7 protein-coding genes and 2 pseudogenes are annotated in these 12514 nt (G+C 71.3%); 8 read left to right on the top strand and 1 reads right to left on the bottom strand.

The features are described from left to right. Positions 1 to 16: 16 nt before the first annotated feature. From ACFYWY_RS20030 to ACFYWY_RS20000, 7 genes and pseudogenes are all read left to right on the top strand, one after another. A pseudogene (locus ACFYWY_RS20030) lies at positions 17 to 288 on the top strand (class II fructose-bisphosphate aldolase); the annotation flags it as partial. A gap of 21 nt (positions 289 to 309) precedes the next feature. Beyond that, positions 310 to 1974, top strand: a complete 1665-nt coding sequence (locus ACFYWY_RS20025) for an RICIN domain-containing protein (protein ID WP_389188098.1) — start codon at positions 310 to 312, stop codon at positions 1972 to 1974. A gap of 35 nt (positions 1975 to 2009) precedes the next feature. Next, the gene (locus tag ACFYWY_RS20020) at positions 2010 to 3998 is read left to right on the top strand and encodes a ricin-type beta-trefoil lectin domain protein (protein WP_389188095.1); all 1989 of its coding nucleotides are present in this window, start codon (positions 2010 to 2012) and stop codon (positions 3996 to 3998) included. Positions 3999 to 4078: 80 nt separating this feature from the next. Continuing rightward, positions 4079 to 4684: a (2Fe-2S)-binding protein gene (locus ACFYWY_RS20015; RefSeq protein WP_389188092.1), complete on the top strand. Its 606-nt coding sequence runs from the start codon at positions 4079 to 4081 to the stop codon at positions 4682 to 4684. A 2-nt stretch (positions 4685 to 4686) separates the two neighbouring features. Continuing rightward, positions 4687 to 5667 (top strand): FAD binding domain-containing protein, encoded by a 981-nt coding sequence (locus tag ACFYWY_RS20010; protein ID WP_389188089.1) that lies wholly within the window; start codon positions 4687 to 4689, stop codon positions 5665 to 5667. Next, the gene (locus ACFYWY_RS20005; protein WP_389188086.1) at positions 5664 to 7898 is read left to right on the top strand and encodes a xanthine dehydrogenase family protein molybdopterin-binding subunit; all 2235 of its coding nucleotides are present in this window, start codon (positions 5664 to 5666) and stop codon (positions 7896 to 7898) included. The genes ACFYWY_RS20010 and ACFYWY_RS20005 overlap by 4 nt, the downstream gene beginning before the upstream one ends. A gap of 4 nt (positions 7899 to 7902) precedes the next feature. Beyond that, a complete protein-coding gene (locus ACFYWY_RS20000; RefSeq protein WP_389188083.1) occupies positions 7903 to 8985 on the top strand; it encodes an XdhC family protein in 1083 nt (360 codons plus the stop codon). On the opposite strand, the gene ACFYWY_RS19995 is transcribed toward ACFYWY_RS20000, so the two are convergent. Beyond that, on the bottom strand, positions 8936 to 11674 hold the full coding sequence (locus ACFYWY_RS19995) for an AAA family ATPase (protein WP_389188080.1): 2739 nt from the start codon (positions 11672 to 11674) through the stop codon (positions 8936 to 8938). The genes ACFYWY_RS20000 and ACFYWY_RS19995 overlap by 50 nt on opposite strands. A 575-nt stretch (positions 11675 to 12249) precedes the next feature. Between ACFYWY_RS19995 and ACFYWY_RS19990 the strand changes: the two are divergent. Then, positions 12250 to 12405: pseudogene (locus tag ACFYWY_RS19990) on the top strand (TetR family transcriptional regulator); the annotation flags it as partial. Between the last annotated feature and the right edge of the window lie 109 nt (positions 12406 to 12514).

The following is a 12514-nucleotide window of genomic DNA, read 5'->3' as shown; positions in this document are numbered from 1 at the left end:
ATCACGGTGAGCGCCCCCCGGGGTGCGCACCGACCCCGACGAAGCCACGTCGTTCGTCAAGGCGACCGGTGTCGATGCCCTCGCTGTCGCAGTCGGCACCTCGCGCGCGATGGTGCAACGCACGGGGTGAACATCGCCACCCACCTCAACCAGGTGTTCACCGGCGCGGTCCGCAGCCACCTCGCCGACCACCCCGCCGAGGTCGACACCCGCAAATACCTCGCCCCCGGACGCGCCGCGATGGCCCAGGAGGCCGCGCGGCTGCTGTGCCTGCTCCGGGCCGGATGAACACTCAAGAAGGAAGTTCTCATGCGAACAACCAGACATCTCGCGGTCCCGGTCGGCCTGGGCCTTGTGGCCTGCGCCCTGACCGGGGCCGGCGCTACGGCCCACGCGGCGCCAGCAGCACCCGCTTCCGGCACCGTCTACACCCTGACGAACGCCGCGAGCGGCCAACTGATGGACGTCAGATACGGCTCGACTGCCCCCGGCGCACCCGTCGTTCAGTGGCCGTCGAAAAACGGGGCCAACCAGCAATGGTTGCTGACCCGGACCAGCTCCGGCGCCTATACCGTCAGGAGCGCCAACAGCGGCCTGTGTCTGGACGTTCCCGACCCGCAGAACTCCGTTCCGCAGCTCGTCCAGAACACCTGCAACGGCTCCGGCGACCAGCAATGGAAGATCGAGTCCGTCGGCGGCGGCACCTACACCCTTGCCAACGCCGCAAGCGGCCTGCTCGTCGACAACAAAGAGTCGTTGGACAAAGAGGGCAACGAGATCATCCAGTGGCCGTCCAACGGCGGCGCCAACCAGCACTGGACCCTCACGCCGGCCCTCACCCCGCTCACACGGCTCGGCACCTACACCGCCGGCCTGATGTCCAACGGACCCTCCTTCACCAACCAGAGCATCCGCATGGTCGCCCACACCACCGTCGCAGGGTCCAAGCTCCGCGTCCGACTGAGCAATCGCTACGGCACCGCACCGCTGACCATCGACGCCGTCGACCTCGCCCAGGAAGGCAGAACCCCCGGCACCGCCGTCCCCGGCACCCACCACACCGTCACCTTCAACGGCAGCGCCTCCGTCACCATCCCCGCCGGGCAGGACGTCGCCAGCGATCCGATCCCGATGGACGTGGCCGCGAACACAGACCAGCTCGTGAGCCTCCACCTGCCGGGCACGCCCGTCGGCACGACCTGGCACGAAGAGGCACAGCAGGATGCTTGGGTCTCTACCGTCGGCAACAACGTCACCGACGACGGCCTCGGCAACTACCCGACCAAGAAGTGGTCCTGGTTCTTCCTCGAAGGCCTGGACGTCATCTCCTCGACCGCCACCGGAACACTGGTGTGCGTCGGGGACTCCATCACCGACGGCGTCGGATCCACTTGGGGCGCCAACCGCCGCTGGCCCGACTACCTCGCCCTGCGCATGAACTCCGCCCCCGGCGGCCCCACCCTCGGCGTCGTGGACGCCGGCATCGGCTCCAACCGCGTACTGACAGACGTCAACGGCAACAACCCCAGCCTCCAGACCCGATTCGACCACGACGTGCTCGGCCAGCCCAACGTCAAGAGCGTGATCCTGCTGGAGGGCATCAACGACATCGGCAGCAACCTCGGCTCCAACGGATCCACCCCTCTGACCGCCACGGACCTCGAGAACGGCATGCAGAAGGTGATCGACAAAGCCCACGCCGTCGGCGTGAAGATCATCGGCGGGACGATCCTGCCCTACGAGGGCGCCGGCTACTACACGGCTGACGGCGAGAAGGTCCGCCAAGCCGTCAACCAATGGATCCGCACCAGCGGCGCCTTCGACGGCGTCATCGACTTCGACAAGGCAATGCAGGACCCCGGCAACCCTCGGGCCCTCAACGACGCCTACGACAGCGGCGACAACCTGCACCCCAACGACGCCGGCTATCAGGCGATGGCCAACGCCGTGAACCTCGCCCTGCTCACGCCGTAGCACCGTGTCAGCCTTCCCTTCCCCTGGAGAGCCGCATGTCCCGCACCGCTGCACGTAGTTGGACCAGCCGCGTCATCGCCCAGCTGCTCGCCGCCGGACTCGCCTTCGCCGGCCTGGCGTCCCTCGACCGGCCGGAGACTTCGTCGCCCCTGTCCGCCGAACCGGCTGCCGTGAGTACCCATCAGAACGATGTCACTCCGCCGCCGATGGGCTGGGCGTCGTGGAACGGCTTCCTCAGCAGCATCGACCACAACGTGATCAAGCAGCAGGCCGACGCCCTGGCCTCCTCAGGTATGGCCGCCGCCGGTTACAAGTACGTCAACCTCGACGACGGCTGGTGGCAGGGCCAACGCGACGCGAACGGCAACATCGTCGTCGACGAGAACCTGTGGCCCGGCGGCATGAAGGCCATCGCCGACTACATCCACGGCAAGGGCCTGAAGGCCGGCATCTACACCGACGCGGGCAAGCACGGCTGCGGCTACTACTACCCCACCACCCGGCCCGCTGCGCCCAACACCGGTATGGAGGGCCACTACCAGCAGGACCTGGAGACCTTCCAGCGCTGGGGCTTCGACTACGTGAAGATCGACTGGTGCGGCGGCAAGGAGGAGGGCCTGGACCAGGAGACCACGTACAAGCAGATCGCCGCCGCCAACGAGGCCGCCTCAGCGGTGACCGGCCGCAAGCTGGTGCTGTCGTTCTGCGAGTGGGGCACCGGACGGCCCTGGAACTGGGCCACGGGCTACGGCGACCTGTGGCGCACCAGCCACGACCTCCTCCAGCCCAAGGAGTCTCCGAGCCTGACGAAGATGTACCACAACTTCGACGAGGCTCTGCAGCCCGCAGCCCAGCACACCGGGTACTACAACGACCCCGACATGCTGACGGTCGGCGTCAACGGAATGACCGCCGCACGCAACCGGCTGCACATGAGCCTGTGGTCGATCGCCGGCGCCCCGCTGCTGGCCGGCAACAACGTGGCCACCATGAGCACGGAGACCCGTGACATCCTCACCAACCCCGAAGTCCTCGCCGTCAACCAGGACCCGCGCGGTCTGCAGGGCGCCAAGGTCGCCGAGGACACCCGGGACCTTCAGGTGTACGGCAAGGTGCTCTCCGGCACCGGCAAGCGCGCGGTGATGCTGTTCAACCGCACCGGCTCCGCCGCGAACATCACCGTCCGCTGGGCGGACCTCGGTCTGACGTCGGCGTCCGCTTCTGTGCGCAACGCCTGGACCCGCACCGACGCCGGTTCCTTCGCCACCGGCTACACCACGTCCGTCCCCGCGAACGACGCGGTCCTGCTGACCGTCTCCGGCACCGAGGCCTCCGGCTCGACCTACGAGGACACCACCACCGCCACCACCCCGACGTTCAGCAATGTCACCGCCTCCACGGCGGGCACCAAGCTCGTCGACATCACCTACGCCAACGGCGGCAGCACCGCCCGTAAGGCCACCATCCAGGTCAACGGCCAGTACAAGTACGTCGTGGCCTTCCCGCCGACCGGCTCGGCCACCACCTACCGGACGGTCTCCGTGCTCGCGCATCTGGCCAAGGGCGCGAACACCGTGAAGTTCGCGGCGGTTTCCGGCAGCACCGCACCCGACATCGACGCCCTTCGCGTCCAGGGCATCCCCGGCACCGATGGCCCCGCCCTCGTCGGCTCCGCGTCCGACCGCTGCCTGGACATCGAGAAGAACACCTACGTCAACGCCACCCAGGCGCAACTCTGGGACTGCTCCGGCGGACGCAACCAGACCTTCACCCACACCTCGCGCGGTGAACTCGTCGTCTACGGCAACAAGTGCCTCGACGCCGACGACAACGGCACCAAGGTCGTCATCGGGGACTGCACAGGAGGCACCAGCCAGAAGTGGACGGTCAACTCCGGCGGCACCATCACCAACAACCTCTCGGGCCTGTGCCTGGACGCCTCTGGCGCGGCTACCGCCAACGGCACCCGGCTGATCCTGTGGACCTGCAACGGCCAGGCCAACCAGAAATGGTCCCTCACTTGACGAGACCAGTCGAAGTGACAGATGTACCCGGGACGACCGGGACGGAGGCTGAAGGCCCGATCAGAAAGGCAGGGCACTCCATGCCGGACGAGGTGTCCCCTCACCCCAGTCGCCGCACCGTGGTGGCCGGTGGGCTGACCGTCGGAGCCGCCGTCGCGGCCGGGACGTACCTGTCCGCGGCGGGGGCGGAGACCGCCTCAGCCGCCGACGCGACGAGATCACTCTCCCTCACCGTCAACGGCGAGCGTTTGAAGCTCGCCGTCGACCCGCGCAGCAGCCTCCTCGACACTCTGCGCGACGAAGTCGGCGTCACCGGCCCCAAGAAGGGGTGCAACCAGGGGGCGTGCGGAGCGTGCACCGTGCTGCTCGACGGACGGCGCGTCCTGTCGTGCCTCACCTTCGCGGTCCTGCACGACGGGCAGGAGGTCACCACCGTCGAAGGCATCGCCGACGGCGACCGCCTGCACCCGGTGCAGCAGGCCTTCATGGACCACGACGCGTTCCAGTGCGGCTTTTGCACCTCCGGGCAGATCATGTCGGCTGTCGCGCTGCTCGAGGAGGAGCCGGGGATCACCGAGGACCGCATCCCCGAAGCCATGAGCGGCAACCTGTGCCGGTGCGCGGCCTACTGCAACATCAGGGACGCGATCGCGTCGGCCTCGGCCACGATGGCGAAGGGGCGGTAGTCGTGGAGCCTTTCCAGTACGTTCGCGCACGCAGCGTCGGTGAGGCGGTCGGTCTCCTGGCTCGTCACCCCGGGGCAGAGGTGATCGCCGGCGCCACCGATCTGACGACCCTGATGCGCGACGGCATCCGGCGGCCGAGCCACCTCATCGACGTCAACGGGCTCGCTCTCGACGAGATCTCCGCCCTGCCGGACGGTGGTCTGCGCATCGGCGCGCTGTGCCGCAATGCCACTGATGACCAGCGGATTGTGCGGGGTTTCCCCGTCCTCGTCGAGGCGCTGCGCTCGGGTGCGTCCCCGCAGATCCGCAACCGGGCCACGTTCGGCGGCAATCTCCTGCAGCGGGTGCGCTGCCCCTACTACCGGCTGCCCGAGTTCGCCTGCAACCGCCGCGATCCGGGCTCCGGCTGCGCGGCGCTGGACGGTGACAGCAGCCGACATGCCATCCTGGGCACCAGCGGATCCTGCATCGCCGTCCATCCGTCCGACTGCGCCGTCGCGCTCCAGGCACTCGACGCCGAGGTCGTCGTCCGGGGGCCCCGTGGGGAGCGACGTATCCCGATCGACGCCTTTCACCGGCTGCCGGGCCGCACACCCGAGCGTGAAGTCATGCTGCGCGACGACGAGATCATCCTCGCGGTCGATCTGCCGGGCCGTGCCTCCTCGGCGCACTCTCACTACGTCAAGTTCCGCGAGCGCGCCTCGTATGCCTTCGCGCTGGCGTCCGCCGCCGTCGCCGTGGAGGTGCGCGGCGGCACGGTCCGCTCGGCCCGGATCGCGCTGGGTGGCGTCGCGCCCAAGCCCTGGCGCGCGAGGGCGGCGGAGCGCGCCCTGCTCGGCCGGCCCTTCGGCAAGGACGCCATCGACGCGGCTTCCCGCGCGGCGACCAGTGGCGCGGCCCCGCGCCCCGACAACACGTACAAGGTGAGCCTGGCCCAAGCGGTCGTGCGCCAGGCCCTCACCGAACTCGGAGGTGCGCGATGACGTCCAGGACCGAGGTTCCCGAATCCGGGATCGGCGCGCCGGTCAACCGCGTCGAGGCGCGCGACAAGGTCACGGGCTCGGCCCGTTACACCGCGGACGTGCGCCTGCGGGGCATGGCGCACGCCACCGTCCTCACGAGCACGATCTCCGCGGGCCGGGTGCGCCGTATCGACACCACCCGGGCCCTGGCCGCACCCGGCGTGCTCACCGTCATCACCCACCGCGACAGGCTGCCGTGGCGGAGCACCCCCGCCGAAACCGGCTACCTGGAGAATCGCTTCCCGCTCGCCGACGACAAGATCACCTACTACGGGCAGCACCTCGCGATCGTCGTCGCCAAGACCCTGGAGCAGTCCCAGCACGCGGCATCGCTCGTGGACATCGACTACGAAGTGCACAAACCCGTGCCCACGTTCGAGGAGGCGTTGCCCGACGCCTATGCCGCGAGCGGACGCCTCATCAGACCGCCATGGCCGCAGCACCTGGTGCTCCCGCCCGGCGCCGACCCGCAGGCGGCACTTGCCGGCGCGGACGTGCGTACCGACTCCACCTATCGGGTGCCGCACTTCAGCCACGTGCCGCTGGAGCCGGGCGCCGTGGTCGCCGACTGGTCGGGCGGCACACTCACGCTGCACGACTGCAGCCAGGACGTGCACGGCCACCGGGAGGTCGTGGCCGCCGTGTTCGGGCTGCCGCCGGAACGCGTCCGGGTGCTGTCCCCGCTGGTCGGCGGGGCGTTCGGCAACAAGACCGACGTGTGGGGGCACTCCCTGCTCGCGGCGCACGCGGCCAGGGTGGTCCGACGCCCCGTCAAACTCGTGCTCAGCCGCAAGCAGGTGTTCACTTCGACGGGCCACCAGCCGCCGATCGTTCAGCGCATCCGGCTCGGTGCCAGCAGGGAGGGCAGGCTCGCCGTGATCCTCCACGACACCGTGAACGCGACCGAGGTGCGCGGCGACCGGCCCGAGCCCGCCATCGTCTCCACCGCCTCCTCCTACGCCGCGTCGGTCCTGGCCCTGGACGCGAAGGTCGCGAAGGTGAACATCGGCCCGTCCATCAGCCTCCGCTCCCCGGGCGACGGCCCCGGCTCCTTCGCCCTGGAGAGCGCCATGGACGAGCTGTCCTACCGCCTCGGCATGGATCCGCTGGAGCTGCGCCGCCGCAACCACCTGACCACGGATCCGCTGAGCGGCAGGCCGTGGAGCGCCAAGCACCTCCTTCAAGCCTACGAGATGGGAGCCGAGCGCTTCGGATGGGCCCGGCGCACGGCCGAGCCCCGCTCGATGCGTGACGGCGGCGAACTGGTCGGCTACGGCATGGCCACCGCCGTACGCGGCGAGATCCCCGACCAGGCGCGGGCCGAGGTGGAGATCCGCGCCGACGGGACGGCCCAGGTGCGCACGGCCACGCAGGAGATCGGCACCGGGAGCCTCACACTGGTTGCCCAGATCACGGCGGCGGGCACCGGGGTGCCCCTGGGCAGGGTGACCGTCCGCGCGGGCGACACCAACCTGCCCAGGACCGCGGGCAACGCCGGCTCGCGCACCACGGGCTACACCGGCTCCGCTGTCCACCTCGCCGCGGAGAAGGCCCGCCGGGCCGCGGTGCGGATGGCCGTCACCGACCCGGACTCGCCCTTGTACGGGCTGGCGGACGGCGAGGTCGAGGCGGCCGACGGGAGGCTGTTCCACCGGGACGACACCAAGCGCGGTGAGACGTATCGTGCCCTGCTGGCCCGCCACGCCGGCAAGCCGGTGGTGGCCGAGGCAAGCTACACCCCCCGGACCTCCCATGCCGTCGCCACATTCGGCGCGCACTTCACCGAGGTGCGGATCGACCCGGAACTGCCGAGGGTCCGCGTCACCCGGCACGTGGCGGTCTTCGACGTCGGCCGGATCACCAACCACAAGGCGGCCAGGAACCAGGCCCAGGGCGGCATCGTGTTCGGCATGGGCTGGGCGCTGATGGAGAAGCTGACGCCCGATCCGGTCTCCGGCCGCTACATCGACCCCGCGCTCACCGACTACCACATCCCGGTGAACGCCGATGTCCCCGACATCGAGGTGCTGTTCATCGACGAGCCCGACACCATCGCGCATCCGCACGGCAGCAAGGGCATGGGCGAGGTGGTCTCGGTCGGCGTCGCCGCGGCCATCGCCAACGCCGTTCATCACGCCACCGGCAAGCGGATCACCGACCTGCCGATCACCCCCGACAAACTGGTGGGATGACGCCGTGCGCGACATACTTCCGCAGCTGGCGGGGTGGTGGCGCGAGTCCCGGCCGTTCGCCCTGGCCACCCTCGTCGACGCGGTCGGCAGCACGCCGTTGCCGGTGGGCACGGCGATGGCCGTCGACGGCGAGGGCGCGGTGCTCGGTGCGATCAGTGGCGGCTGCGTCGACGCCGACGTCGCCGCGACCGCGCAGGACGTGCTGCGCGACGGCCGCCCCGTGCTGCGCCGCTACGGGCCCGCCGGCCCCGGTAGCGGACCGTTCGACGTCGGCCTGACCTGCGGGGGCACGATCACGGTCTGGATCGAGCCGGTGCCGCCGGACGGCGCTTGGTGGCTGCCCGTCCTGGCTGCGGCGGTCGGGGCCGGGCGCCCCGTCGCGCACGCCGTCCGGCTGAGCAGCGCCAGCCCCGGCCACCTGGTCGTGCTGCCCGACGGCGGCCGGGAGGGCAGCGTCGGCGCGGGCGAGGTGGACCGCGATGCCGAGGCGGCGTCGCGGCGTCTGCTACCCGAAGGTGGCACCGCGGTTCTCGGCTCCGGTCCGCATCCGGACGTCTTCGTCGCCGCACACGCCTCCCCGCCGCTGCTCGCGATCGTCACCTGGACGCCGGTGGCCCGGCCCTTGGCCCGGATCGGCGTCGAGCTCGGCTACCGTCCGGTCGTTCTGGAGCACCGCCCGGTGTTCGCGGCGCAGGCACGGGACGCCGGTGTGGAGGTGCTCCCCGGGCTGCCGCAGACGGGGCTGCGCACCCTGCGGGCGGAAGGCGCGCTCAACGGCCGCTCCGCCGTCGTGGTGCTCACGCACGACGCGCGGGTCGACGTTCCGGCGCTGCTGGAAGCCGCCGAGGGGGGCGTCGGGTACCTGGGCGCGATCGGCTCAGCGGCGACGATCCGTGACCGGAGCGGACGGCTGCGCGACGCCGGACTCGACGAGGCGGGGCGCTCGGCGATCCACTCGCCGATCGGCTTGCTCCTCGGCGGCCGCGCCCCGGCCGAGGTCGCCACGGCGATCGCGGCCCAACTCGTCGCCGTACGGGTCAGCCCACGGCATCCAGGTCCGCGTCGCGCAGTTGGGAGCGGCTGCTGATGCCCAGCTTCGGGAACACCTTGTACAGGTGGTAGCCGACGGTCCGCGGGCTCAAGGAGAGCCGCGCGCCTATCTCCCGGTTGCTCAGCCCCTCTGCTGCCAGCCGGGCGACCTGCAGCTCCTGGACCGTCAGCCGAGCCGATGAATCGCCGCCACGCCGCCCTGGCACACCACCCGCCGCACGCAACTGGGCGCGGGCGCGCTCCGCCTCGCCCAGCGCCCCGAGGCCAGCCAGCGTCTCCAGCGCCGAGCGCAGCTGTGCTCTGGCCTCGCCCTCGTGCCGGTTCCGCCGCAGCCATTCCCCGTACAGCAGCGCCGTGTGCCCCCGGGCGAGCGGAGCGTCCGCCGCGCCCGCAGCCGACAGGGCCGCCTGGAAGTGCTTGTCCGCCGCGTCGCCCTCCGCGAGCAGGGCGCGCATGCCGTGCCGGGGCAGCTGCGGCCAGGCCAGAGTGGTCTGCTCCGACCACTCCTCGAAGGCCCGCGCCGACTGTTCGGCGGCTTCCCTGCGGTCCGCGCGCACCTGCGCCTCCACCACGTCGAGGGCGGCCTGCCGGGCCACCCGGCCGTGGGCGAACGGTGAGCCTGGCTCGCCAAGTGCCGCCAGCCGTTCACAGGCCTGCGCGTAGTCGCCGGCGGCGAGGGACAGCCGCCCCAGCGCCCACTGCGCGGTGCCCGCCGCCGACCTGTTGCCCTGCGGCACCGCCAGAGCTTGGGCGCGCTCGGCGTACGCACGGCAATCCGCCGCCTCGCCGCGCCCGGCGGACAGCAGGGCCAGCACCGCGAGCAGATCCGCCTCCAGGACGGGCTGCCCGACGTCACGGGCCATCCGCAACCCCTCATGCGCGTGCGCCTCGCACTCAGGCCACAGCCCGGTCCGGTACTCCAGGTCCGCAAGCCACGACAGGAGCAGTCCGCGGACCGCCAGCATGCCGGACCATGCGAAATGGTCGCAGGCTTCCAGGATGAAGGACCGGGCCATCCGGGGGGAGGGCCCGAGGTTGCTCAGCGCGGCGGGCCACACATGGAGGTGGGCATCGTTGCGGCTGAGGCCCTCTGGCGCGGCCTGGAAGATCTGCCAGGGGGTCAGCCCGTCCAGGGGACGGCCGACGATCGCGTCCGCCAGCCAGCTCCCGTACCGGGCATACCCGGGATCCTCGCCGCCGGCGGCCTCGATGAGCCGCGCGGCCCGCAGGGCCTCGTCCGTCCGGTCGGCGCGCAGCGCCCCATCCACCGCCATGAAGGCCAGGACGACCGCCTTCTCGGCGGACCGGCCGGCCAGCGCGGCTGCGCTGTCCATCAGCCGGGCCACCGCCGCCTGCTGATCGCCGCCCCAGAGCTCCATCATGCCCCGCAGCCGGTCCAGTTCCAGCTGAGTCCCGGCGTCCGCAGGCCCGGACAGCGCCTCCCTCAGCAGCGGGTGGGCGAGCTGCGGGCTGCCCGACTTCCAGGCGGCGTGGGCCGCGGCGGCGAGCCGCCTGATGTGCTGTTGCTCCGTGGGGCTCAGCAGCGCGGCCCGGTGCAGTACGGCCGCAGCTGCGGCGAGTCCGCCCCTGCGGCGCACCGTCTCCGCGCTGGCTTCCAGTGCTTCGGCCAGTTGCTCGTCGGGGCCGGTGGCCGCGAGCGCGCGGTGCCACACGGCCCGTTCGCGCTGCCCGCCCTCCGGGCGTTGCGTCGCCAGTTCGTCTGCGAGCGCGCGATGCGCGAGCGCACGTCGGCGAGCGGAGGCGTCGGCGTACACCGCGGCCCGTACGAGCGGATGCCGGAAGCGCAGCCGGGCACCCGACACCTCCTCCAGGTGCCCGGCGGCCTCCACGACGTCCAGTGCCTGCTCGTCGACCGCCAGCCGTCCGGCTGCGGCGAGCACAGTGCCGGTGTGGCCGCTGTCTTCCGCTGCCGCCACCAGCAGGAGGGTTCGGGCCGATTCGGGCAGTTCCCGGGTGCGTTCGGCGAAGACCTCGCGAAGGCGCAGGCTGAGCGGGGCAGTTCCGGTGAGTACGACCTTCTCCGCGACCTCTGCCGGACTGCCGAGCCGGACCAGTTCTTGCAGCGCCAGCGGGTTGCCTCCCACGGCGTCGGCGACGGCGCGCCTGGCCGGACCCGGTGTCCCCCACCCGTGCTCGTCGAGGAGGGCGGACGCGGCGTCCGGGGCGAGCCCGCGGAGCGTGAGCTGTGGCAGGTCCCGAGTGGCCTCCCCGGCTTCGCGGACGGCGGCGAGGAAGGCGATGGAGCGGCCCTTGAGGCGGCGGGCGGCGAAGAGCAGCACACCGGCGGTGGCCGGGTCGAGCCAGTGCAGATCGTCCGCGACGAGCAGCAGGGGGGTGCGGGCCGCGGCCCGGTCCAACAGGGACAGCACGGCCGAGCGGACCATCAGATCCGCGGCGGGCGCGGTGGACAGGCCCAACGCGCTGCGCAGCGCGGCGGCTTGATCGCCCGGCAGCTCCGGCAACTGGTCGAGCAGCGGCGTCAGCAGCCGCTGCAGTCCGCTGAAGGCCAGGGCGACTTCGGCCTGGACGCCCGAGCAGGTCAGTACACGCGTGCCGCCGCTGACCGCGGCGACAGCACGCCGTAGCACCGCGGTCTTGCCGACCCCGGCATCCCCCTGCACGATCAGCGCTCCGCCCCGGCCCGCACTGGCCTCTGCGACGAGCCGGCTCAGTGCGTGGAGTTCCTCTTGCCGCCCATGGAGCATGTGGTGAGACTACCTCGGGCAAGCCTTGGGATATCGGCCTGTGCATACCCGACCGGTTCGCCATCGGCCCCCAACGCGCTGTCGGTCAGGGTGACTGTGCACGGCGCAGCTGAGAGTCGCCGTCGTCTGCGGTGAGCCTCATGCTCCGCTCTTCTCTCGATGACCACTCCGATCCTGCCGCGGGGCCGTGTCACCGAACGGTGACCCGGTTCTGGCCGCGCGGAAGTTCGTCCAGGGCGGGCGGCCAGGCCTTGGGCGGCAGTCGCGCGGGCCACGGCCCGGCGCTCTTTCTGTGTCAGTGGTGGATGGGTGAGGAACCCCTCAATCGGGTCGACGAGTGGCGCGAGGACCCCGGGGGAGCTATTGTCGAGGTGGCAGAACGACCGGTCTTTCTTCACGGTGGCCTCCGGGCTGTCTGGGCGGGTCAGCCTCCAGCCGGAGGACTCTCACGGGGTCCCCGGTGCACGTCGAACAGGGATGAAGAACTTCCATGACACCAATCCGCTTCAGGGCCGAGGTGGCCCCGTCGGTGAGCTCCTCGCCAGCCTGACGCCGCGCGCCCAGTCGGCTGATCGCGAACGGACACCCCGGCGATCGGGTTCGTGATGCACGTGATGAGCGGCGCCTTCGCCGCCCGCACGCTGATCGACGAACAGCCGCCGACGCAGGACTTCCTCCTTACGTACATCGACGCCGTGGTCCTCCCCGCCCTCGGCGCGCCCACCGCCTGACAAGGCCCGCACTCAGCACCTGACGTGACCGCTCACGTCGTCGAGCCGATCAACCCTGCCTCCCCGCCGGACTGATCACCCTGCCCCGAAGAACCAACGACCTGACCGG

It is taken from the genome of Streptomyces sp. NPDC002870 (assembly GCF_042888505.1).
Taxonomy (GTDB): domain Bacteria; phylum Actinomycetota; class Actinomycetes; order Streptomycetales; family Streptomycetaceae; genus Streptomyces.
The sequence above is the reverse complement of the archived record's forward strand: the minus strand, read 5'-3'. Positions and strand labels throughout refer to the sequence as shown.